This is a genomic window from Phyllobacterium sp. YR531, assembly GCF_000282595.1.
Classification (GTDB): Bacteria; Pseudomonadota; Alphaproteobacteria; order Rhizobiales; family Rhizobiaceae; genus Phyllobacterium.
The window spans coordinates 39680-63069 of the sequence record NZ_AKIZ01000002.1 but is presented as its reverse complement, the minus strand read 5'-3'; the positions used below and the strand labels follow the sequence as shown (position 1 = coordinate 63069).

At 52.5% G+C, this 23390-nt stretch carries 24 protein-coding genes; 10 read left to right on the top strand and 14 right to left on the bottom strand.

Going from position 1 to position 23390, the window contains the following annotated elements; genetic code table 11:
- Positions 1–73: 73 nt before the first annotated feature.
- Positions 74–991, bottom strand: a complete 918-nt coding sequence (locus PMI41_RS01025) for a LysR family transcriptional regulator (RefSeq protein ID WP_008120829.1) — start codon at positions 989–991, stop codon at positions 74–76.
- 112 nt (positions 992–1103) lie between these two features.
- Here PMI41_RS01025 and PMI41_RS01020 point away from each other — a divergent pair, with 112 nt between their 5' ends.
- Positions 1104–1940: an SDR family oxidoreductase gene (locus PMI41_RS01020; RefSeq protein ID WP_008120828.1), complete on the top strand. Its 837-nt coding sequence runs from the start codon at positions 1104–1106 to the stop codon at positions 1938–1940.
- Here the strand turns inward: PMI41_RS01020 and PMI41_RS01015 are convergent.
- Positions 1937–2566 (bottom strand): TetR/AcrR family transcriptional regulator, encoded by a 630-nt coding sequence (locus tag PMI41_RS01015; RefSeq protein ID WP_008120827.1) that lies wholly within the window; start codon positions 2564–2566, stop codon positions 1937–1939. The two genes, PMI41_RS01020 and PMI41_RS01015, sit on opposite strands and share 4 nt — an antisense overlap.
- 95 nt (positions 2567–2661) lie before the next feature.
- On the opposite strand from PMI41_RS01015, the gene PMI41_RS01010 reads away from it, so the two are divergent.
- From PMI41_RS01010 to PMI41_RS00990, 5 genes are all read left to right on the top strand, one after another.
- Complete coding sequence (locus PMI41_RS01010) at positions 2662–3504, top strand: NAD(P)H-binding protein (RefSeq protein ID WP_008120826.1); 843 nt, start codon at positions 2662–2664, stop codon at positions 3502–3504.
- Positions 3501–3992, top strand: a complete 492-nt coding sequence (locus PMI41_RS01005; RefSeq protein ID WP_008120825.1) for an anthrone oxygenase family protein — start codon at positions 3501–3503, stop codon at positions 3990–3992. Before PMI41_RS01010 ends, PMI41_RS01005 begins: the two co-directional genes overlap by 4 nt.
- Before the next feature lie 207 nt (positions 3993–4199).
- The gene (locus PMI41_RS01000; protein WP_008120824.1) at positions 4200–4457 is read left to right on the top strand and encodes a YjhX family toxin; all 258 of its coding nucleotides are present in this window, start codon (positions 4200–4202) and stop codon (positions 4455–4457) included.
- A gap of 169 nt (positions 4458–4626) precedes the next feature.
- Positions 4627–6858 (top strand): phosphoribosylformylglycinamidine synthase subunit PurL, encoded by a 2232-nt coding sequence (gene purL / locus PMI41_RS00995; RefSeq protein ID WP_008120823.1) that lies wholly within the window; start codon positions 4627–4629, stop codon positions 6856–6858.
- 12 nt (positions 6859–6870) lie between these two features.
- On the top strand, positions 6871–7104 hold the full coding sequence (locus tag PMI41_RS00990; protein ID WP_008120822.1) for a BolA family transcriptional regulator: 234 nt from the start codon (positions 6871–6873) through the stop codon (positions 7102–7104).
- A gap of 1 nt (position 7105) precedes the next feature.
- On the opposite strand, the gene PMI41_RS00985 is transcribed toward PMI41_RS00990, so the two are convergent.
- Positions 7106–7765, bottom strand: a complete 660-nt coding sequence (locus PMI41_RS00985; RefSeq protein ID WP_244423886.1) for a phosphodiester glycosidase family protein — start codon at positions 7763–7765, stop codon at positions 7106–7108.
- Between the two features lie 257 nt (positions 7766–8022).
- Between PMI41_RS00985 and grxD the strand changes: the two genes are divergently transcribed.
- Both grxD and PMI41_RS00975 read left to right on the top strand, forming a co-directional pair.
- Positions 8023–8355, top strand: a complete 333-nt coding sequence (grxD, locus tag PMI41_RS00980) for a Grx4 family monothiol glutaredoxin (RefSeq protein ID WP_008120820.1) — start codon at positions 8023–8025, stop codon at positions 8353–8355.
- Positions 8356–8633: 278 nt separating this feature from the next.
- The gene (locus tag PMI41_RS00975; RefSeq protein WP_040853421.1) at positions 8634–9839 is read left to right on the top strand and encodes a multidrug effflux MFS transporter; all 1206 of its coding nucleotides are present in this window, start codon (positions 8634–8636) and stop codon (positions 9837–9839) included.
- Positions 9840–10052: 213 nt separating this feature from the next.
- On the opposite strand, the gene ttcA is transcribed toward PMI41_RS00975, so the two are convergent.
- From ttcA to rpsD, 3 genes are all read right to left on the bottom strand, one after another.
- Entirely contained in the window at positions 10053–10943 is an 891-nt protein-coding gene (gene ttcA / locus PMI41_RS00970) for a tRNA 2-thiocytidine(32) synthetase TtcA (RefSeq protein ID WP_008120818.1), read from the bottom strand.
- A gap of 57 nt (positions 10944–11000) precedes the next feature.
- Positions 11001–11930: a glutaminase gene (locus PMI41_RS00965; RefSeq protein ID WP_008120817.1), complete on the bottom strand. Its 930-nt coding sequence runs from the start codon at positions 11928–11930 to the stop codon at positions 11001–11003.
- Positions 11931–12010: 80 nt separating this feature from the next.
- Positions 12011–12628 (bottom strand): 30S ribosomal protein S4, encoded by a 618-nt coding sequence (gene rpsD / locus PMI41_RS00960; RefSeq protein WP_008120815.1) that lies wholly within the window; start codon positions 12626–12628, stop codon positions 12011–12013.
- A gap of 745 nt (positions 12629–13373) precedes the next feature.
- Between rpsD and PMI41_RS00955 the strand changes: the two genes are divergently transcribed.
- Positions 13374–14366: an extensin family protein gene (locus tag PMI41_RS00955; protein WP_008120811.1), complete on the top strand. Its 993-nt coding sequence runs from the start codon at positions 13374–13376 to the stop codon at positions 14364–14366.
- A 17-nt stretch (positions 14367–14383) separates the two neighbouring features.
- Here PMI41_RS00955 and PMI41_RS00950 read toward each other — a convergent pair whose 3' ends face one another.
- Positions 14384–14572 carry a DUF3008 family protein gene (locus PMI41_RS00950; protein ID WP_008120809.1) on the bottom strand — a complete coding sequence of 63 codons (189 nt, stop codon included), beginning with the start codon at positions 14570–14572 and terminating at the stop codon, positions 14384–14386.
- 62 nt (positions 14573–14634) lie between these two features.
- Complete coding sequence (locus PMI41_RS00945; RefSeq protein ID WP_040853419.1) at positions 14635–15051, bottom strand: helix-turn-helix domain-containing protein; 417 nt, start codon at positions 15049–15051, stop codon at positions 14635–14637.
- Between the two features lie 137 nt (positions 15052–15188).
- On the opposite strand from PMI41_RS00945, the gene PMI41_RS00940 reads away from it, so the two are divergent.
- Positions 15189–15833, top strand: coding sequence for an NAD(P)-dependent oxidoreductase (locus tag PMI41_RS00940; RefSeq protein WP_040853418.1), 645 nt, complete (start codon positions 15189–15191; stop codon positions 15831–15833).
- A gap of 18 nt (positions 15834–15851) precedes the next feature.
- Here PMI41_RS00940 and PMI41_RS00935 read toward each other — a convergent pair whose 3' ends face one another.
- From PMI41_RS00935 to PMI41_RS00910, 6 genes are all read right to left on the bottom strand, one after another.
- Positions 15852–17096, bottom strand: coding sequence for a type VI secretion protein ImpB (locus PMI41_RS00935; protein ID WP_008120803.1), 1245 nt, complete (start codon positions 17094–17096; stop codon positions 15852–15854).
- Positions 17097–17165: 69 nt separating this feature from the next.
- Positions 17166–18956, bottom strand: coding sequence for a single-stranded-DNA-specific exonuclease RecJ (gene recJ, locus PMI41_RS00930; RefSeq protein ID WP_008120802.1), 1791 nt, complete (start codon positions 18954–18956; stop codon positions 17166–17168).
- Positions 18957–19018: 62 nt separating this feature from the next.
- Entirely contained in the window at positions 19019–20008 is a 990-nt protein-coding gene (gene glpX / locus PMI41_RS00925; protein ID WP_008120801.1) for a class II fructose-bisphosphatase, read from the bottom strand.
- A gap of 169 nt (positions 20009–20177) precedes the next feature.
- On the bottom strand, positions 20178–21494 hold the full coding sequence (locus PMI41_RS00920; protein ID WP_040853409.1) for a homoserine dehydrogenase: 1317 nt from the start codon (positions 21492–21494) through the stop codon (positions 20178–20180).
- 73 nt (positions 21495–21567) lie between these two features.
- A complete protein-coding gene (locus PMI41_RS00915; protein WP_008120798.1) occupies positions 21568–22785 on the bottom strand; it encodes an LL-diaminopimelate aminotransferase in 1218 nt (405 codons plus the stop codon).
- Between the two features lie 230 nt (positions 22786–23015).
- Positions 23016–23195 (bottom strand): Flp family type IVb pilin, encoded by a 180-nt coding sequence (locus PMI41_RS00910; RefSeq protein WP_008120797.1) that lies wholly within the window; start codon positions 23193–23195, stop codon positions 23016–23018.
- Positions 23196–23390 lie beyond the last annotated feature (195 nt).

Genomic DNA, 23390 nt, shown 5'->3' with positions numbered 1-23390 from the left:
CTGAATGAAAATATCTGAATACTGGCTAGTGCAATCCGGCTTATGAGGCAAGTGATTCTGAGGTTTTCGCCTATCAAGGCTCACGCTTATGACGCCTTGCAGGGCTATTTACCTCGCGAACAAGATCAATGAACGCCCGAAGTCCTGCAGAAATATGGCGATGACCGGGATAATATAATTGCAAGCCGGGAAATGGTGGCAGCCAATCTTCGAGAACCTCAACAAGTTGACCTTCCCTCAGGTGATCCTGGACCGACCAGCGGTTGAGATGCCCGAGTCCTACCCCAGCCAAGGCGGCATCAACGATGAGGCTTGGTGCATCGAGTGTCAGCCTCCCGTTCACGTCCAGCACGATTTCTTCGCCATTTTTTGTAAAAGACCAGCGGTATATTTTTCCGCTGGGCAAGCGCAGGCGAATACACTCATGCCGCAAAAGGTCACTCGGAGATTTGGGCATTCCGTTGCGTTGAAAATATTCCGGAGAGCCCATGACGACCATTCTTTGTCCTTGGTCAATGGATACTGCAATCATGTCCTGCGGCACCGTTTCGGCAAGCCTGATACCTGCATCAAAACCTCCGGACACGATATCCACGAGACGGCCTTCAGCCACCAGATCAACGCTCATGTCAGGGTAGCGCTTCAAATACTCCAGTATCAGCGGGTGAAATATCTGCCGGGCAGCCGGTTCTGACATATTGATACGCAACGTTCCCCGAGGCGTGTCCCGGAAAATATTCGCTGCATCCATTGCGTCAGATATCTCGCGTAAAGCGGGTTGAACGCGCGCCAGAAACTGCTCACCAGCTTCGGAAAGTGAAACACTGCGTGTTGTGCGGTGAAAAAGCCGAACGCCCATGCGCTCTTCAAGAGCTCCAATCGCACGGCTGAACGCTGACGGCGACATACCGAGATTGGAGGCCGCAATCCTGAAGTTGCGATGTGTTGCCAGCGCGACAACTGCGTTGAGTTCCTGAAAATCGCTCGTCACTGATTATCCCGATTTCTGCAATGACTTATGCCGAAATATGCCTCTTATCGCATCAATCGACAATGACTAGCTTTCGGTCGTAATGCAACACATCCATCTACAGGAAGATAAAATGACAAAGACAGTTCTGATAACCGGCTGCTCTTCAGGCTTTGGCAAGACAGCCACCGGCTATTTCGTACGGCAAGGCTGGAATGTCATCGCGACGATGCGCAACATCAGCGATGGCAAAGAGCTAGCCGAACTGGACAATGTGCTGGTGACACGTCTGGACGTCGAGGACCCGGCAAGCATTGCCAGCGCAATAGAAGCGGGGATTGAACGTTTCGGGCGCATTGATGCTCTGGTCAACAATGCGGGCTACGGCCTTTTCGGCATTTTCGAAGCTACCTCTCCAGAAAAGATCAAAGAGCAGTTCGATGTCAATGTATTTGGCGTCATGTCGGTCACGCGGGCGATACTGCCGCATTTCCGGACCAATAAAGCCGGCGTGATCATCAATGTCAGCTCCGGCGCTGGCGTCTTCACATTGCCAATGATTTCCCTTTACTGCGCCAGCAAATTTGCCCTTGAGGGCTTTTCCGAGGCGCTGAGTTATGAATTGTCCGGCCTTGGTATCACGGTCAAGGTAGTGGAGCCCGGCGGCGTTATCAGCACGAAATTTGGTCAACGTAGTGGTGCGGAAGCAGGACAGGCGCAATCGATTCCGGATTACGAGCCATTCGTAACGTCATCCTTGGCAATTTTTGAAACAATGCGTGGGCAGCGCCTGGCGACCGAAGAGGATGTAGCAAAGGTCATCCATGATGCAGTTACCGATGGAACAGACCAGCTCCGCTATGTGGCAACGGATGATATCAAGCCCTTGGTACGGGCTCGGCGCGAGACATCAGAAGCCGAATATATTCAGTTTATGCGATCAAAATTCGGTGCTTCCGCTGCGAGCTAAGTCTCGACCATCTCGCGCAGTGCCATGCGTTTGAAGTGCTCAACAAGCGCAGCCCCTTCCCCGCGCTCAACAGATATGGCGAGGCGCATCGTGGCCTCGCCAAGTTGCATGATGAGAAAGCTTGAGCTTTCCAGTTCCTGCCTGCCCAAATGAGAGCCTGACTTTTCACGTGCATTGGCCAACACCGTCCCATTAATGCGGCTGTCCGAAATATCGATATCGCGCAGCGCCTTGTCCGCCTGCGTACCTGACCAGATATCGCGCATCACCGGCTCTGCCAGAAACATGGCGTAATAGATGTCGATCAGTTCGCCGAAAGCCTTGATTAATCCTGCACTATCGCGAACACCGACCAGACCGTCTGCAATGCATGCCTGTCCGGCAAGATTATAACGCTCCGCCAAAGTGCGAATAATCGCAGCCTTGTCTGGAAAGTACTGGTAGAGCGAACCGATGGAAATTCCGGCCATCTCTGCGACGTCGCTCATGCGCATGGAATCGCTTCCCGCCTTTTCGATCAGTTCCGACGCACATCCAAGGATACGCTCTACGCGTTCCCTGCTCCGACGTTGCGTGGGTTCCCGGCGCGTAGTGGACACTTGATCGACAGGAAGATTCTGATTCATGAGCAACCCTCACATTTCTGTTGACTCTTATAATATGAGGATTTATCACATTTGCAAATATGAGGATTACTCATATTCAATCGGAGATGAAAATCATGAATATATCTGCAGGGCAAAAACCCATTCTGATCGTCGGTGGCACAGGGAAAACCGGACGCCGCGTTGCGCAAAGACTGGCTGAACAGGGCCTTCCCTTACGCATCGGCTCACGCAATGCCTCTCCCGCCTTTGATTGGGAGCAACCAGAGACATGGGCCGCTTCGCTTGAGGGTGTCTGTGCCGCTTACATTACCTATTATCCCGACCTAGCGGTCTCCGGTGCGGCAGAAATGGTTGGCGATTTCATACGTCTGGCGGTCCGCAAAGGGGTAATCCGGCTTGTTCTGCTTTCAGGGCGCGGCGAACCTGAAGCACAGCACGCGGAAAAGCTTCTGCAGCAGTCCGGTGCAGACTGGACGATTGTCCGTGCAAGTTGGTTCATGCAGAATTTCAGCGAAAGCATGATGCTGGAGCCGATCATTGCGGGGACACTGGCTCTTCCGGCGGATGGTGTTCGCGAACCATTCATTCATGCCGATGACATAGCCGATGTCGTCACTGCCGCTTTGACTGATGATCGCCATATTGGCCAGCTCTATGAAGTTACTGGCCCGAGAATGCTGACCTTTGCACAAGCGACTGCCGAAATCGCAAAAGCAACTGGACGCAACATCGATTACCTCACCATCACTCCGGCAGAATTCATGCAAGGACTTGCTGCAGAAAACGTTCCTGATGACATTGCAGCTCTGGTCAACGAGCTTTTCACAGTCGTGCTGGACGGACGAAACGAGTATATCAGCAACGGGGTTCGCGAAGCGCTCGGACGCGCGCCGCGTGACTTTTCAATCTTCGCGAGTGAAACCGCCGCAACCGGCATATGGGAGCAGAGACAATGATCCTTCTTTTACCAATTCTGACCATACTCGCCGCTGTCGGCAGCGGCATCATGGCTGGCCTCTTCTTCGCGTTCTCCAGTTTCATCATGACGGCCTTTTCGAGACTTCCGCCCGAACAGGGTATTGCGGCCATGAACTCGATCAATGTGACCATCCTCAATGCCACGTTTGGACTTGCTTTTTTCGGTACAGCGCTGCTCTGCATTTTTCTGGCAATCATCAGCTTCTTGCGCTGGACAGAGCCTGGCTCGGCATGGCTGCTCACAGGCAGCCTGCTTTACCTGATCGGGATAATTGCCGTTACGGTTGCATTCAATGTGCCACTGAATGATGCGCTGCAAGCCGTCTCGCCTGCCAGTCCCGAAGGCGCTGCACTTTGGACCCGCTATCTTGCCGAGTGGGTGCCGTGGAATCACGTCCGCACAATTGCCAGCACAGGCTCGCTGGTCGCATTCGTGCTGGCTTATGCAAAGCTGGGTGCAGCTTGAAGCTGCTCCCTCTTTGACACCCTACCCTCGCATTGCTATATAGCCGCCATCCACACGATGGAGTTTTTATGTCCAATCAGTCTGAGTCCCGCTAAAGCCCCAACTTCTATGAGGTTTGGGGCATGAAAACAGGAGCCCCGCGCCACTTCCATATGGCTGCGGACGTGTTCTCATGGGCATTTTTGCCCGTTTTCGGGACTTATCAAAATGGACATTTCGCGCGACGAACAGCGCATTCTACACTTGCTCGCTCAAGGCGGTAAAATTCTGCTTGAAAAAGACGAGCGCAAAATTATCCGGGATATCATCTGCCTCACGCGTGATGGTGCCCGATATACGGCCTGTGATTTAAGGCTGTTTCGTAAACTGAAACAAAAGAAGGCCATCGCCTCGTCAGGCGGCGGACCTTATCTTGTAACGCGGCGGGGCCTGCAACTGGTCCGCTCGGAACTCGACAATCGTTGAGACTGCTGGTGGCGCTGAAAGGCGCTACCAGTAGCAACATCCCTGTCTGCTGCAATAAACGAGGTATTTTTCGGTGATTCCCTGTTCTTTTTTCTATCCGACATGGTGTATTCCCGAAGCAAATTGCTCTAAGAGAACCGCTTAACACGCAACGGAATTGATATTGCTCATGGGTCTTTCCAACACTGTTCAGATCACACCGGAACTAATCGCCTCTCATGGGCTGAAGCCGGATGAATATCAACGCATTCTCGATCTGATCGGACGCGAGCCCAGCTTTACCGAGCTTGGTATTTTCTCCGCCATGTGGAACGAGCATTGCTCTTACAAGTCATCAAAGAAATGGCTCCGCACCTTGCCCACCACTGGCCCCCAGGTCATTCAAGGCCCGGGCGAGAATGCCGGTGTCGTTGATATCGGTGATGGTGATTGCGTCGTTTTCAAAATGGAAAGCCACAATCACCCTTCTTATATCGAGCCTTACCAAGGCGCTGCAACAGGCGTCGGCGGCATTTTGCGCGATGTGTTTACCATGGGTGCCCGCCCCATCGCAGCGATGAACGCTCTGCGCTTTGGCGAACCTTCCCACCCCAAGACCCGCCATCTTGTTTCTGGTGTTGTTGAAGGCGTCGGCGGCTATGGCAATTCCTTCGGTGTGCCAACTGTTGGTGGTGAAGTCAATTTCGATGCACGCTACAATGGCAATATCCTTGTCAATGCATTCGCTGCCGGTCTTGCCAAGACTGATGCGATCTTCCTTTCCGAAGCCAAGGGCGTTGGACTTCCCGTCGTTTATCTCGGTGCGAAGACCGGTCGCGATGGTGTCGGCGGTGCAACGATGGCATCTGCCGAATTTGACGAGTCGATTGAAGAAAAGCGCCCGACCGTTCAGGTTGGCGATCCCTTTACGGAAAAATGCCTGCTGGAAGCCTCGCTTGAGTTGATGGCTTCTGGCGCGGTTATCGCAATTCAGGACATGGGTGCTGCTGGTCTCACCTGCTCCGCAGTTGAAATGGGTGCCAAAGGCAACCTCGGGATTGAACTGATCCTGGATAAGGTGCCTGTGCGCGAAGAGCGTATGACAGCTTACGAAATGATGCTTTCCGAAAGCCAGGAGCGTATGCTCATGGTTTTGCGTCCGGAAAAAGAGGAAGAAGCACAGGCCATTTTCAAGAAATGGGGTCTGGATTTTGCCATCGTAGGCCACACCACTGACGATCTTCGTTTCCGCGTCATCCATCAGGGCGACGAAGTTGCCAATCTTCCTATCAAGGATCTTGGCGATCAGGCTCCCGAATATGACCGGCCCTGGATGGAGCCCGGCAAGCATGCTGCGTTACCAGCGTCTAACGTTCCACAAGTCGAAGATTATGGCGCGGCGCTTTTGCAGATGTTGAACTCCGCAGACCTGTCCTCGCGCCGCTGGGTTTACGAGCAGTATGATACCCTCATTCAGGGCAATTCCTTGCAATTGCCGGGTGGCGATGCAGGTGTTGTTCGCGTTGAAGGCCATCTTACTAAGGCACTCGCTTTCTCATCAGACGTGACACCACGTTATTGCGAAGCCGATCCCTATGAAGGCGGCAAGCAGGCTGTTGCTGAATGCTGGCGCAATCTTACAGCTGTTGGGGCTGAGCCTCTCGCGGCGACCGATAATCTCAACTTCGGTAATCCGGAGCGGCCCGAGATTATGGGCCAATTGGTAAAGGCCATTGGCGGCATAGGTGATGCTTGCCGCGCTCTCGCCTTCCCGATCGTGTCCGGCAATGTTTCGCTTTACAATGAGACCAATGGGCAGGCGATCCTGCCAACACCGACCATTGCCGGCGTCGGCCTTATTCCAGACTGGTCAAAAACAGCCAAGATTGGTGGTATGTCCAATGGGGATGCCCTGATCCTCATAGGCGGCGATGGCACACATCTTGGACAGTCGATCTATTTGCGAGATCTCCATGGTCGTTCGGATGGCCCAGCCCCTGCTGTTGACCTTGCTGCTGAAAAGCGGAATGGCGATTTTGTCCGTTCGGCAATCCGCAATGGCCAAGTCACTGCCTGCCATGATTTGTCGGATGGAGGACTTGGCATTGCCTTGGCAGAAATGTGCATGGCATCTGGCAAAGGCGCTTCCGTGTCGATTGGTGAAGATGCGCCACACGCTTTGCTCTTTGGTGAGGATCAGGCGCGGTACATTATCGCTGTATCATCCGATATGGCGAACTTCGTGACGCTGAATGCCGAAGGCTCAGGCATTCCATTCCGCAAGCTCGGGACCGTCGAAGGCAACGCATTGAAGATCGGACAGTTGCTCTCCATATCAGTAACAGACCTGACAAAAGCCCACGAATCGTGGTTCCCTGACTATATGAACGGTCCGGCAAACCAAAAAGATAAGGCCGCTTGAGGAGAACAACACATGGCTATGGACGCACGTGATATCGAAAAAATGATCCAGGACGCCATTCCCGATGCGAAGATTACCATCCGCGATCTGGCGGGTGATGGCGACCACTATGCGGCTGAAGTTGTAGCAGAGAGCTTCCGCGGGAAGTCGCGGGTTCAACAACACCAGATGGTCTATGACGCGCTGAAGGGCAATATGGGTGGTGTGCTGCATGCCCTTGCCCTGCAGACCAGTGCTCCGGAATAAGTTATTTCTGCTCAAAAACTGCGATGATCGGCCCAACAGGGTCGATCCCGCCAATCAGTGTTTTCCTGTTATTGGAAAGCGCTGAAATCGTCCCATCGAAATAAAGTGCATTGGCACAACCCAGCCCATCTTTGAACAGGCGGGCAAAACTCCCAAAGCTCACAGGCACCATCGATATTGCCAGTACAACTGTATTGGCGTCGCGCAAGCCAATGCCGTTGCGGATAAAGCGTGACGTTCCGTTGGGCTCGAAACGGGGATGAACCTGATTATTAATAACCAGCATTGGTCCCGATTGCGTTGCTATGCGAACTTGAGGCGTGACGGCAGCGAACGCACCAGTTTCAAGAATACCGGGCAGTCCGTCTTTTCCAATGAAAAAGACACCATTGGGCTTGAGGAAGAAGTTCCCCTCACCGTCGTCTGCCCTCAAATTTCCTGTCTGCTTCCCGTCTTCTACATAAAGACCGACTGGAGACAGGTCGTGTTCATACATGCCTGCATTCATTGCCAGGATAGGCCGAGAATCCTGAGATTGTGCAGCAAGGAATGCTTTCAACGAACCATAAGGCTTGCCATCAGCGTCAGCCCTCGACAGTTCAATATGATGTGATCGCAGGTCGATTTCACAGATAATCGAATCCGCATTCTCAAATGTCATCTTCCGGCATTCACCTGGAAGGTCTGCATCCGAAACGTCTATCTGCGGTATGGGGGGCGATTTTGGCCGGGGCGATGGCCACAAAAACCAGATAATCCCACCCAAAGCGACGAATAAAATGAAGCTGATCGTAATGATGATACGAGATGACACAATGACCAGCCTTGTTTTGCAAGAATTGAAACGCTATTTGTTAGAAAAGGTCAATTTGGACCAATAATGGCGATTCGCCGTGTTTGGTAGGAAGGTTTCCCGAAATGAGCGGTATCAGCGAATTTATTGACAATGAAGTGAAGAGCAATGACGTTGTTCTGTTCATGAAAGGCACACCGGGTTTTCCTCAGTGCGGCTTTTCCGGTCAGGTCGTGCAGATACTCGATTATATCGGTGTCGATTATAAGGGCGTGAATATCCTTACCTCTGACGAACTGCGCCAGGGCATCAAGGAATATTCGAACTGGCCGACGATCCCGCAGCTCTATGTCAAAGGCGAATTTGTTGGCGGTTGCGACATTATCCGCGAAATGTTTCAGGCTGGCGAACTTCAATCTCTCTTCAGCGAAAAGGGCGTCGCCACCAAGGCCGCCTGATTACGCAATAAAATCAGTCTATTCCGCGCTTTAGCGGAATTATATTCTAAAGGCGTCGGACACTCCGACGCCTTTGTCGTTGTTTGAGGGTCCGCAGGGATTCCAGCCATGGCAGTCAACCAGAGCTGCTTTAGCAACCGGGAAAACGAGGTTCAAACCCGTCGATCGGCGACTAAAGATTCTCCGTCTGGCTGCGATGTCTCGAGTCTGAGCAGACAATGTTTGCAGGTTTGAAAATGAATACGTCCACCACGAGCTCAACTCCTAATCTTGGCGGCATGTCCAAGGTTGAGTTTATTGCAATGATGGCAGCCCTTATGGCGCTGAACGCGCTTGCTATCGATATTATGCTGCCCGGTCTGCAGGAAATCGGAGCAAGCCTTGGCGTAGCAAGCGAAAATCATCGCCAGTACGTCATCTCCGCCTATTTGATGGGCTTTGCCATCTCTCAATTGTTCTATGGCCCTATCTCTGATCGCTTCGGTCGCCGCAAGCCAATGTTTGTCGGATTGACCATCTATATTCTATCGGCAATGGCTTGCGTATTCGTACCAAGTTTCGCGTCGTTGCTTGCCTTCCGCCTGCTTCAGGGTATTGGATCTGCTGCAACACGTGTGATCACCATATCGATTGTGCGTGACGTCTATGGCGGGCGGATGATGGCAGAAGTCATGTCGCTGATCATGATGGTTTTCATGGTGGTTCCGGTTATTGCGCCTGGCACAGGCCAAGCGGTCATGCTGTTTGGCAACTGGCACCTGATCTTCATTTTCATGGCAGTGATCGCCGCTGCGGTAACGTTGTGGGTTTACATTCGTCTTCCGGAAACACTTGATCCGGCAGATGTACGTCCCTTTACGCTGAAGTCAGTGACACGCGGTTTTATCATCGTTCTGACCAACCGTGTTGCCCTTTGCTACACATTGGCAAGCGCGTTCATCTTCGGCGCGCTGTTCGGGTTCATCAATTCCGCACAACAAATCTATGTTGGCATCTATCAGCTCGGCGTGTGGTTCCCCGTTGCGTTTGCAGCGGTAGCCGTAACCATGGCGTTCTCATCGTTCGTAAATTCCCGCTTCGTTGGGCGCTTCGGCATGCGCCGCCTCTCCCACGGTGCGCTGCTCGCCTTCCTGACGATTAATGCCCTCTGGCTGCTGGTGACGCTGTTTGGTCCGCATCCCACGCCGTTCCTGATCTATCTGCTGTTTTTTGCAGTGGCCATGTTCCAGTTTGGCTGGATCGGCTCCAACTTCAATTCGCTTGCCATGGAGCCATTGGGCCATGTCGCTGGCACCGCATCATCGGTGCTCGGCTTCATGGGAACCGCTGGCGGCGGTGCGATCGGTGCATTGATCGGGCAGGCTTTTGACGGCACGACCACGCCACTGGTGGCGGGCTTCTTCGTCCTGTCATTGATTGGTCTGGTGTTCGTGCTTATCGCTGAACGTGGAAGATTGTTTAAACCGCATAACAAGCCGGTTTAAGTATTTCGCCAAACATGAATTATGGCGGGACTGCCTTGAAAAAGCCAGTTTTCGCCACATTTCAACGCAAAAAATGCGAGCAAAATTCCGCAAAATGCAGTGAAAATTATAGGGAAAGAGCCAGGAATACCGGAAGTATTCCGGGTTCTTTCCCTACATTACGATAAGCTTGCTCGTTTGATTTCAACATGGGAATTTGTTCTCAGCTGAGAACTATTTCCTATAATCGGCGAGCACTATCTCACTGTCGGAAGGCTCTTCCAGCCTCAATGAAAGCCCTGCAAAATCAAAGATTTTGCGATCCAACAAATGGCTTGGCCGTGTATTGGCAAGGGCGCGGATCATGATTTCCTTGCGGCCCGGCATGCGTTTCTCGATGTCGGAGAGCATGGCTTTCATCATGTTACGCTGAAGTCCGTCCTGACTACCGCAAAGGTCGCAAGGTATAATGGGAAACTGCATTGCCTGGGCAAATTTTTCCAGATCATCCTCGGCGCAGTAGCTCAAAGGACGCAATAGCATCAGGTCGCCATCATCGTTGAGCAGTTTCGGCGGCATCGCCGCAAGCCTGCCGCCATGAAACAGATTCATCAAGAATGTTTCGAGAATGTCTTCGCGGTGGTGGCCAAGAACCAAGGCCGAGCAACCTTCTTCACGCGCCACGCGATAAAGGTGCCCACGCCGCAGCCGCGAGCAAAGTGAGCAATAGGTCTGATTTTCGGCTACCTTATCGGTAACGATTGAATAGGTATCCTTGTACTCAATGCGGTGTTGGATCCCGTGACGAGTCAGGAAATCGGGCAGAATATGCTTGGGAAAATTAGGCTGCCCTTGATCGAGATTGCAGGCAATCAATTCGACCGGAAGCAATCCACGCCATTTCAGATCGAGCAAGAGAGCGAGCAAGCCATAGGAATCCTTGCCGCCCGAAAGTCCGATCAGCCAGCGCTCCCCCGGCTTGACCATCGCGAAATCTTCAAGAGCCTGCCGTGTGTTGCGCAGTAATCGTTTTCGGAGCTTGTTGAACTCGACATTGGATTGAACGCCGAGAAACATCGGATGGCAGCCGGAAGCTTCAGCAATTTCCAGATCATGAATAGTCATGGGAACACCTCTTAAGGCCCTTCATTGCCTCGCAAGCGCCAGCAATGCAAGGCTTTGTCACTGTCCGAAGACTGACCAGCCTGTGCGCTGCGCCAGAAGCTCCAGCGCTGCAGAGCCCAGCTGCGAATTGCCGTTCTCGTTCAACCCCGGTGACCATACAGCAATAGAAGCCTTGCCCGGCGCTATTGCAAGAATGCCACCGCCGACACCGCTTTTGCCCGGCAGGCCAACCCGGTAAGCAAAATCTCCCGACCCGTCATAGTGACCGCACATAAGCATCAGGGCATTGATCCGGCGTGCACGGCTCGGTGAAACCACACTGCCACCGCTGAGCGGATTGCGCCCTGCCGAAGCAAGATATAGTCCCGCATGCGCAAGCTGGTGGCAAGACATGGCTACCGCGCAGTGATGGAAATACACGCCTAGGACATGTTCGGCCGGATGATTGAGATTATTGAATGATCTCATGAAGTTGGCGAGTGCTACATTGCGATATCCGGTGTTGGTTTCCGAACGCGCCACATTATGATCGATGGCAATCGTATCATCATCCGCCAATTGACGGATGAACTGGACAATCTCTGCAATTGCTTCTTTTGGAGCATGGCCAGCCAAAACAACGTCGGCCACGGCGATCGCACCGGCATTGATAAAGGGGTTACGCGGTTTGCCCTTCTCCTGTTCGAGCTGCACAATGGAGTTGAATGCATTTCCGGATGGTTCGCGCCCAACCCTCTTCCACAGCCCGTCACCAATTTTGCCGAGCGCCAAAGTCAGCGTAAAAACCTTGGAAATACTCTGTATCGAAAAAGAGGTTTCCGCATCGCCTGCAGAGTGAACTTGTCCATCCACGGTCACCAGAGCTATGCCGAACTGTTTGGCATCAACTGTTGCCAGTTCGGGAATATAGTCAGCAAGCTTGCCCTCGCCGATCCTGTCTGAAAGATCGCGATAAACACTGTCAACAATGGATTGTAGTTCAGTCATTCCCGCTTCCTCTTTGATCCTGCAACAAAAAAGCCGCCAGGATTGCTCCAGGCGGCTTTTTCAAGAACTTCAATACCCGATTAACGCGAGTAGAATTCGACGACCAGATTTGGTTCCATCTGTACAGCGTATGGCACATCCGAGAAGGCCGGAACGCGGTTGTACTTGGCAACCATCTTGGTGTGGTCAACTTCGATGTATTCAGGAACATCGCGCTCAGCAAGCTGAACGGCTTCCAGAACAATCACGAGCTGCTTTGACTTTTCGCGAACTTCGATCACGTCGCCAGCCTTGCAGATGTAAGACTGAATGTTGGTGCGACGACCGTTTACATTCACGTGGCCATGGTTGACGAACTGACGCGCTGCGAAGATCGTTGGAACGAACTTTGCGCGGTACACGATCGCATCCAGACGCGACTCCAGAAGACCAATGAGCTGTTCACCAGTATCGCCCTTGCGACGTGATGCTTCTTCATAGGTCTTGCGGAACTGCTTCTCCGAAATGTCGCCATAGAAGCCCTTGAGCTTCTGCTTTGCACGTAGCTGAACACCGAAGTCAGACAGCTTGCTCTTGCGGCGCTGACCGTGTTGGCCTGGGCCATATTCACGGCGGTTTACAGGGGACTTAGGACGACCCCAGATGTTCTCGCCAAGACGGCGATCAATTTTATACTTGGACGATTCGCGCTTGCTCATCGCATTTCCTTTCAACAAAACCAAACCAAGGCTTAACACCCTGGCTCAAGGAAACGCGCCCTCCTCTGCCTTCCGTTTTCGAAGACTGACAGAACGACCCACGCACGCTTTGCGAGATCACTCACGGGACACGTCAAATGAAACGCAGAGCTGTTAGGCCCTGCGTTGTTGTGGCTTCTAGTGTGAAGGTTGCGCGATGTCAAGCGCGGTTGACTTTTCAGCAGACCCTAACTCAAATTGTGCAGTTATGTATTCGCAGCTATCAATGAATTTTTGCTAACCAATTTTATACGGGATTTTCAATGTCATCAGAATTCTTTGTTTTATCTTTATTGTTTTTTCTATCGCCATCTCTTTCATGGGCGGCCTGCGATAAAACCAAACCGCCTATATACATTACCGCAAAGACAGATGGGCATCTTTTTTTCAATCAACAGTCTGCTGCAAACATATCAAGCGTTATTCAACAGATTCAATCAACGGGCGCTACTTGCGCATACTTTAGAGCCGAGAACACGATGTCGTGGAAAGATCTAAAAGAGGTAATTGGGCCCCTGTCCAAGAAGGGACGTCTAACACCAGCGGTAGTAACTACTTACGGGCACGAGTCGCGTTCTCCATATGAAATTTTGATGTGGGAAGCTGATTGAACTGTGCAGCTGATGTTTCAACGGCTCACATAAATTGAAACCGATGTCAGGCTTCGCACGTTAGGGTATACGCTCAAACAGGAGTAGAGCCGATAATGACCCTATTCTCGCGTCCGTCGCGTTTCAATCTATTCGTCCTCCTATCCCTTACCGCATCTATTTCAAGTCTGGCGCTCGTTAATTCGGTGGACGGTGCAGATGCCCGTCACAGGCGTGGTCACCAAAGCAGAACAGCCACCCCCCCTTTACCCGTCATTCCGCCGGTCCCATCGGAGAATCCACGTGCTGCAGCTGCTACGGAGGCTCCAAAGCCTGAAGAGAAACCAGCGGAAGAGATGCAGAAAGCGGATCCACAGGAAACACCTGTACCTGATCAGAAACCGGCGGAACCCGTTCCTGACATCAAGCCTGCGGAAAAGCCCGTCGAACAGCCAAAGACAGAGCAACTGGGACCCAAACCAGATCAGCAGAGTGAAGAAAAACCGGAGCGTGACGAACCGGCTGAAAAGTCAGACCCTGCCACGTCGCCGGACCGGGTGTATCAGAACGCCTGCCCCGCTATTATGAATGGCGAAGTACAGGGTGAATTGGTGCCGCCACTATCGGAAGGAACATGCGGAGAACGTTCGCCATTAAAAATTACCGCGATAGGCAAGGATAATCCGGTAAAGTTGGCCGCACCTATCACAACCAACTGCGCGATGGCGGGATCGCTGGCAAACTGGGTGATAGAGATCCAAAAGGAAGCGAAAAAGAACTTCGGTGCCGAGATTGAAAGCATAACAACTGGCTCCGACTATCAGTGCCGAAAAGTCAATAACGGCCATAAAGGCCGTGTATCCGAACACGCTTTTGCCAATGCGCTTGATATCGTTTCGTTCAAATTCAAGAATGGAAAAACGACAGAGCTTGGCTCTGGTTGGAAAGGAAAACCTGAAGAGCAGGCATTCTGGTCGTCACTGCACAAAGCGAGCTGTGAGCGATTTATGACAGTTATCGGGCCGGATGGAGATGCGGCACATCAGGGCAATCTGCATCTTGACCTCGGATGCCATGGCAAAAGCTGTGAGGCGCGCATCTGTCAGTGACAGCGCGCGCCGAAAAATCAGCTCTTTGTCTTTTTCTTCGGTAAGTTTTTGCGATCAGTTTCTGCAAACTCTTCGAGCTGCTTCTCATTCATCGACTCGTACATACTCTTCGACGCGCCCTTCAGTTCACTCTTCTTCGTGTCGCCGCGTTTTGCGGAAAGAGCAGCTCCCGCAGCTTTTTGCTGCGCTTGAGATTTGGCTGGCATCGCATTTCTCCCTTCAAACATTGCTTGAACTGAAGGAACGCGAGGCAGTTGGGACAGTTCCCTTATTCTATCTTTGTAGAATCAAATGCTGCGCGGGCACTGCGCAGATGATCACGATTTGTCACTGCCCATTCCCCCAAAGCCCCCACTGGAACCGCAATAGAATGACCAATCTCGGTGAGCGCATATGTGACCTCGGGAGGTGAAGTCGGCTTGACAGTGCGCAGAACCAGTCCATCGCGTTCAAGCGAACGAAGAGTTACCGTTAACATGCGCTGCGAAATGCCCTGAATCATTCGCCGTAGTACGTTGAAGCGTCGTGGTCCAGACTGCAGATTGATGATTGTGAGCATGCTCCATGAATCGCCCACAAGGTCGAGAACTTCCCGCATAGGACATAGGTCACCGCCTTCTGCCCTCATTGCGGGCATGGATTCCAGCAATGGCACATTGCTACTGGCATTTGCGTGTATGCTCATTGTCATCACCATGGTTAGGGCGGTTACTCTGGTGTGCCCTGAAACGGAAAAAGTGCGTTCTTTTCAGTTCAACGCATCTATCATAGATAGTTATCGTTAGTAACCAGAAAACGATGCGTACCTGCATCAAGGAGCATATGATGAAAATTGCATTGATCGGTGCCACCGGTTTCGTCGGCAAGGAAATACTGAAAGAAGCCGCTGCCCGCGGGGATAGCGTTACTGCCTTGGTGCGCAATCCGGCAAAAGTTGAAAAACTGGGTGGAGTAACAGCGGTGGAAGCAGATGCTTTGGATACTGCGGCCTTGTCAGAACAGCTTAAGGGCCACGATGTTGTAATTTCCGCCTATAACCCCGGATGGGCAGAGCCAGATATTCAGGCTGTTCATATCAAAGCCAGCAAATCGATCACTGAGGCAACCAAAACAGCTGGGGTGAAGCGTTTGATTGTTATCGGCGGTGCGGGAAGCCTATATGCAGAAGATGGAACTCAGTTCGTTGATGGCGCACATTTTCCCGCAGAATATAAGGAAGGCGCTTTGGGTGCCAGACAGGCGCTGACTGATCTGCGCGCTGAAACGGCTATCGATTGGAGCTTTGTTTCACCGCCGTTTAACCTTGCGCCGGGTCCACGTACCGGAAAGTACCGTCTTGGCAAGGAAAACCCTGTGTTTGATGCTGAAGGCAAGAGCGCAATCAGCGCCAGTGATCTTGCCGTCGCGATTATCGACGAAGCCCACAATCCAAAGCACAAGCAGCAACGCTTTACTGCAGCCTACTGATTTCCTCGGGGCCCTTTTCTAAAAATCTTCAGGCTCGGGAATGCGTCCAAATGCAATTTTCGAGCCGATATAATCACCTGGGCCCTGTGCGGGGCCCAGATTAAGCGCCTTCGATCCGTGGCGGACTCGGATCTTGTCTATGACATCGGAGACGCTTTCCCACTGGACGCGTTGTTTGACACTCTCACCTGTATCGAACAAGTCTTTCCCATCTTCTTCTTCCGCCGAAAGATTATGCAAAACCACGGTCACCGAGCTTATATTGCGCATTTCGCCCGCCTCGACCATTTTGCGATGTAAAGCACTCAGGCAGTCGAGAAAACTACGATCGTCGCGTGCAGGTCGGAATTCCCCTTCCAGCGTTACCCGGCTGTCCCTCCGAACGCCGACCGTATAACTCATGGCGGCAGCTCGATAGTGCGACCGGCGTAAGCGCCGTGCAGCGCTCAGGGTTAATAATCTCGCACATTGAAGTACTTTTTCCGGCGCCCGCCAATCTGGTGGCAGGTTACGGCCATGCCCAAACATACGCTTCACGGTGTCGGGTTTTTCGACAGCATAACCATGCAAGGCTGAAACAAATCGTTCGCCCTCAACGCTGTTCCAAATGGCACGAGCATGTTTGGGTGCAAGACTCCACAAGCCTTTAATGTCTGTGATTCCCGACTGCTCCAACCGGCTCTCCATACCTTTGGAAATGCCGGGAAGATCGCGTAATTCCAAACCTGTCAGCTTTCCCGGCAGATCGGAGTGATCAAGCAGGACAAAACCATCCGGCTTGTCCATTTCAGCAGCAATCTTGGCCAGGAGCTCGTTGAACGAGATTCCGATGGAACATGTCAGAATGGGACCAATCTCATCGCGTAATACGCGCTTGATACGTATCGCCAATGCCTGCGCTTGCCTTGCTTCAGATTCCAGCAAATGACAGGCCACTTCATCGATTGAACGGACAGCCGCAATAGGCACGCACCGTTCAATCGTTTCCAGAATACGATTGTGAAGCTTTACGTAGACATCGGGCCTTGCCGCGATAAACACAATATCGGGGCACTTTTCCCGAGCATCTCGGACGGATGTGCCTGTTTTGATACCAAAAGGCTTCGCCTGTCGACTAGCGGCAATTACGCTTGTATGTGGCGAATCCAATGGCACCACCGCTACCGGCCTGCCCTGCAAGGCCGGAATCAATTGCTGTTCCGCGCTGGCGAAAAAGCTGTCAAAATCCAGATAAAGCTTTTCGGCATAGACAGGTTTGCGCATTATTATTTGCTCTCAATTCAGAACAAAAAGAGAACATATCTTGAAGAAAAATGCAAGTGGCGCGGTTACTCAGACAGCTTTGGCGGCGTCCAGAATGCGAAACTGTGTTGTCGTGGAGCCATTCCAATGGTTAAGAGCGAGATTGCCTGCCACGTGAATGGATTGACCTACCTGATTGAAGAGGAAATCCCCAAGTGCACTGCCGACAGCGCGAAAAGCAATGGCATTAATACGCTTTCCATCCGCTCCCGCCAAAGTCGCCTTGACGTGACTGGTGCCCACGGATCGTGCGTCGATCAGCCGATGATGAGGAAGGACCAGTACCGGTTGTGGATGCCCCGATCCGAATGGACCTGCTTTTTCCATAGTGTCATAGAGCGGTACGGTCGCGCCGGCGGCGCTCAAGGCGCCATCAATGGCAAGTGAGGCGTTCTCACGCAGCTGCCCAACCATCTCAGCAGACTGTTCTTCAAAAAAAGCTCGTAAAGCCCCCATTTTCCCACGTTCGACTGTGATACCGGCTGCCATCGCATGTCCGCCGCCCTTGAGTAACAGACCGCGCTCGACAGCACCTCTGACAAGCTTGCCAAGATCAAAGCCGTTGATCGAACGGCCAGAACCGCTACCGGTACCATTTAAATTAAATGCAATGGCAAATGCCGGGCGGCGTGACCGTTCTTTTAGCCGTGCTGCAATCAAACCGACAATGCCAGGATGCCAATCCTCACTGGCAGTGACAAGAACCGCCGGGCCGGATGCAGAAGAAAGCTCAATCATCGCCTCTGCCTCGGCCTGTTCCAACATGATTGTCTCCATCGCCTGACGCTCCTGATTGAGCCTATCCAGCTCTTGAGCGATACGCGCAGCTTCGTCAGTATCATCCAGAGTCAAAAGGCGCGCACCAAGCCCTGCATCCCCGATACGCCCGCCAGCATTGATACGTGGTCCAATCATATAGGCGAAATGAAACGCGTTAAGCGGTTCACCAATCCGTGACACTCTCGCCAGCGCGGCAAGGCCAGCGTTCTGCTGGGTGCGCGCTACCAGTACGCCCTTTACGACAAAGGCCCGGTTCAGGTCCTTCAGCGGGACGACGTCGCAAATCGTTGCCAACGCCACCAAATCGAGCAGCGAAAGAAGGTCTGGCGGGGGAAAATCAAGCTTTGCTTGCCCCTCTCGCAGCACCCGCGATATTTGCACCAAGGTCAAAAACACCACGCCCGCAGCGCAGAGGTGACCTTGACCAGACAAGTCATCCTCGCGGTTGGGGTTCACGATAGCATGCGCTGCACCGGGCAGATCGCCCCCCACTTGATGATGGTCCAGAACGACCACATCTGCACCTGCAGCTTTGGCAGCGTCGATTGCTGCAGCACTGTTTGTTCCGCAGTCTACGGTGACAATTAACGAGGCTTCTACTGCCAGTTCCTGCATTGCTGTGGGATTTGGCCCATAGCCTTCGAAAATTCGATCCGGGATATATATCCGATTGGTGATGCCGTAGTGCGTCAGAAAGCGCGAAAGAATAGCGGACGAACAGGCACCATCCACATCATAGTCGCCGAAAATCGCCACGTTCTCGCGCGTGATAATCGCTTTGGCGATACGCGTGGCGGCGGATACCATATCCGTAAGGGATGCAGGATCAGGCATGAGGCTTTTTAGCGTCGGCTCCATAAAAGCCGCCGCTTCATCCAATCCGACGCCCCTGCCCGCGAGCACGCGCGTTACAATATCTGGAAAACCATGGTTTTGTGCCATGGCCAGCGCGATATTGGCTTCGCGCTGACCGAGCCGGTCTACCCATTTGAGGCCGGTAGCCGATTGCCCAACGCCGAGGAAAAGCCGTTCAGATGTCATCTGAGCGTTCAATCACCCGCCGCGGTGGAATGCAATGCCCCGAAAGTCCAATCCAGTGCCAATTATTGGAACTTGCTCATATCCTGATGCTTGGCCTTGATTTCGCGGACCGTCTGCGAATGAGAACGCATGACCACCGTGTGCGTCTGAATATAATCGCGAGCAAACTTTACACCGGAAAGCATGTTGCCATCGGTCACTCCGGTCGCAGCAAAAAGCACATCGCCCTTTGCCATTTCTTCCATTGTGTAGATTTTCTTGGGGTCACTGATGCCCATCTTGGCAGCACGAGCGATCTTGTCGTCGCTGTTGAGCTGGAGACGGCCCTGCATCTGTCCGCCAATACAGCGAAGTGCTGCGGCGGCCAGCACACCCTCGGGAGCACCACCGATACCAATATAAATATCGATTCCTGTTTCATCCGGATCAGTCGTGTGGATAACACCAGCTACGTCACCATCACCGATCAAACGAATGGAAGCGCCTGTCGCGCGAACTTCTTCGATGAGACGCGCATGACGCGGCCGATCCATAATACAGGCAGTGATTTCGCTGACTGGCACACCCTTTGCCTTTGCCACCGCCATGATATTTTCGATGGCAGGAGCATCAAGATTAATAATGCCGGCAGGGTAACCCGGTCCTACTGCAATCTTTTCCATGTAGACATCTGGCGCATACAGCAAATTGCCTTTTTCGGCGATTGCAATGACGGCCAGGGAATTAGGCAGGTTTTTGGCACAAATGGTCGTGCCTTCCAGTGGATCAAGTGCGATATCAACTTCAGGACCGGTGCGGGTTCCAACCTCTTCGCCAATATAGAGCATCGGCGCTTCGTCACGCTCTCCTTCACCAATCACAACGGTTCCGGATATGGGTAGACGATTGAGTTCCTGACGCATCGCGTCGACTGCAGCCTGATCGGCAGCCATTTCATCCCCGCGTCCACGTAACCTTGCAGCCGCTACGGCAGCGCGTTCGGTCACACGAACCAACTCAAGGGTCAAAATACGGTCAAGGCCTACGTCAGTCTGGTCAGAAGTTTTCGGCATAGTTTTTCCTGCTTTTGTGGAGATGGCCGCATTTCAAGATCAGCAATGCGGCTTTAGTAGCATCGCTATGCAAATCTTTTGTCAAAGTCGCAACCACCCGGCAAGAGCTTGCACCGAAGAAAAGCCACTTACCGAAAAAGCTAATCGATTAAACGTCCTATGCCGGTTTTTATCCTGCTCTTTCAATGCGGATCATCTGCGGTTTGTCGGTTGCATGGCCGTCCTTGACGATACCATCAAGCGCTTTTTTAACCGCCGCTTCAGTCGTTTCGTGCGTTACCAAAATCACTGTTTTCGTAATTTCAGACTGAACATCGGCGCTTTGCCGCTGCACGATGGACTCGAGCGAAATGTCGTTATCCGCCATACGCTTTGCTATCGCGGCAAACACACCAGCCCTGTCATGAACGGTCAGACGGATGAAATAACCGCCCTCATGAGCCCGCATCTTTGCTCTTTTATATGTTGCCAGCGCCTTTGCAGGCGTTCCGAAAACCGGGCCATGCTGAAAGCCAGGTCGGCTCTTGGCAATATCTGCAAGATCACCGATGACGGCCGAAGCGGTCGCTGCGCCGCCAGCACCGGGACCAGAAAGCAAAAGCTCGCCCAAAAGATCGGTTTCAATTGCAACGGCATTGGTCACGCCATGCACTTGGGCAATAACCGATTCCACCGGCACCATTGTTGGATGCACGCGCTGTTCAATGCCGCTTTCAGTCTTCAGCGCCACGCCGAGCAACTTGATACGATAGCCCAGTTCATCAGCGGCCTTGATATCGGCCAGTGAAATATTGCTTATACCTTCAAGATAAATGTCATCCGCAGCAATTTGCGTGCCGAATGCGAGACTCGTGAGGATGGCCAGCTTGTGCGCGGTATCATTGCCTTCAATATCGAAGGTTGGATCAGCTTCGGCATAACCAAGGCGTTGTGCGTCCGCGAGGCAATCCTCGAACGAAATCCCCTCATCCCACATCCTTGTCAGGATGTAATTGCATGTGCCGTTCATGATGCCATAAACGCGCGATACCGTATTGCCAGTCAAAGACTCGCGAAGCGCCTTGATGACAGGAATGCCGCCGGCCACAGCAGCTTCGAAATTCAACAGCACACCTTTTTCTTCGGCAATCTTTGCAAGGTAAACGCCATGCTTGGCCAAAAGGGCTTTATTCGCGGTGACCACATGACGTCCGGATTTAAGTGCAGCCTCGACAGCAGCGCGTGCGGGCCCTTCATCGCCACCAATCAACTCGATAAAAACATCGATCTCGTTTGACTTGGCCAATTCAACCGGATCATCGAACCAGGCGGCTGATGAAAAGTCCACACCGCGATCGCGTTTGGCATCGCGCGCTGATACCGCCGTTACAACAATCTGTTTTCCGCACTGACGGGTGAGCATTTCGCCCTTGTCCCGCAAAATTTTCAGGACCGAGGCACCAACAGTACCCAACCCGGCGATTCCTACGCGCAGTGCTTCACTCATCATTCACTTCCTTGGATTTCCATTGATGCGGCGCGCAGTAAGCGCCGCAGATTCCGCTTCGGGCTACCCTAGTTTAACGGCGTGCATTCAGAGGAATAACATTATGCAGCTTTTCATCAGCAGTACTGAGGAAACGCTTGAGGCTGCGGGCCGCCTGACGAATACGATGTTCGTTCTCGACCAGAGCGATACGAATATAGTCATCGCCATGCTCCCCAAAACCAATGCCCGGCGCAACCGCGACATCCGCATGCTCAATCAACAGTTTGGAAAATTCCAATGAACCGAGACTGCGGAACTTCTCCGGTATCGGTGCCCACGCAAACATGGTTGCTGCAGGAGCAGGAATGTCCCAACCCGCACGTCCAAAGCTTTCAACGAGCACGTCACGGCGATGCTTATATATCGAGCGAACTTCAGCAATATCCGATCCATCACCATTCAGCGCCGCCGATGCAGCAACCTGAATAGGTGTAAATGCGCCATAATCCAGATAGGATTTAACACGGGTCAGAGCGGAAATTAGGCGCTCATTGCCTACGGCGAATCCCATACGCCAGCCCGGCATGGAGAATGTCTTTGACATCGACGTGAACTCCACAGCCACATCAATTGCCCCCGGCACCTGAAGCACGGATGGTGGCGGCGCGTCATCAAAGTAGATTTCCGAATATGCCAGATCCGAAAGCACGATGATTTCGTTCTTTCGGGCAAACGCCACAACATCCTTGTAGAAATCGAGCGATGCGACATGCGCAGTGGGATTTGATGGATAATTGAGAATCAGAGCAAGCGGCTTTGGAATGGAATGACGAATGCCGCGCTCCAACGCCGGGATGAAATGATCATCCGGTTTTGCCGGGATCGAGCGGATAACGCCACCAGACATGATGAAGCCGAATGCATGAATCGGATAAGTAGGATCCGGGCAAAGAACGACATCGCCCGGCGCAGTAATAGCCTGCGCCATATTGGCGAACCCTTCTTTTGAGCCAAGGGTTGCAACAATTTGCGTGTCCGGATTGAGCTTCACGCCGAAACGGCGCTCATAATAGGCCGCTTGCGCCCGGCGTAGCCCAGGAATGCCTTTGGACGAAGAATAGCGATGTGTACGCGGGTCCTGAACCGCCTCGCACAGCTTGTCAACGACGCTTTGGGGGGTAGGAAGATCCGGATTGCCCATGCCAAGATCGATAATGTCCGCACCCGCGGCTCGCGCGCTGGCCTTCAGGCGATTAACCTGCTCGAAAACATAAGGCGGGAGGCGGCGAACTTTATGAAATTCTTCCATATTTTTGGGTCCGGTAAAAAGGGCTGCAATGCGCGTGCGCTATACACCGAAACGGGACTATCGTCGAGAGATCATTGTGATGAGATGATCGTTTGCTCTGACAAACGAAGAACCAGACCGTTGGGAAACGGTCTGGTTCCATAAGACGCGATCAGGTAGCGAGGTTTGATGCCGATTATTCTAGTTCAAATGTTCTGGCATGAAACCCGCACTCCCAAGCATCAGTAATGTTACTTGGCGTTAGCAGTATCCAGATCACCGCTGATTGTGGAGAATGTTGTGCTGATGCTGCCGCCCAGAGTTGTTGCTGCGCCAATGATGGCTACAGAGATAAGAGCTGCGATCAGACCGTATTCGATTGCTGTTGCGCCGGATTCGTCTTTGATGAAGCGTGCGAAGAGAGTTGTCATTTGCCTGTCCTGTTTGTCTGGTTTTAAGTTTGTGTGGTTTCGTTGAACCGTCGTGAACATAGATCGACAGGAATTGAGCGGTCCTTAAGGGAGATGGTTACCGAAAACTATCTGATTTTGTTGCTTAATTGAGCTTTACCGAGCATGATTAAATCTAATTAAAAATCGAACAAACTGCTTGTTACGAGGCATGGG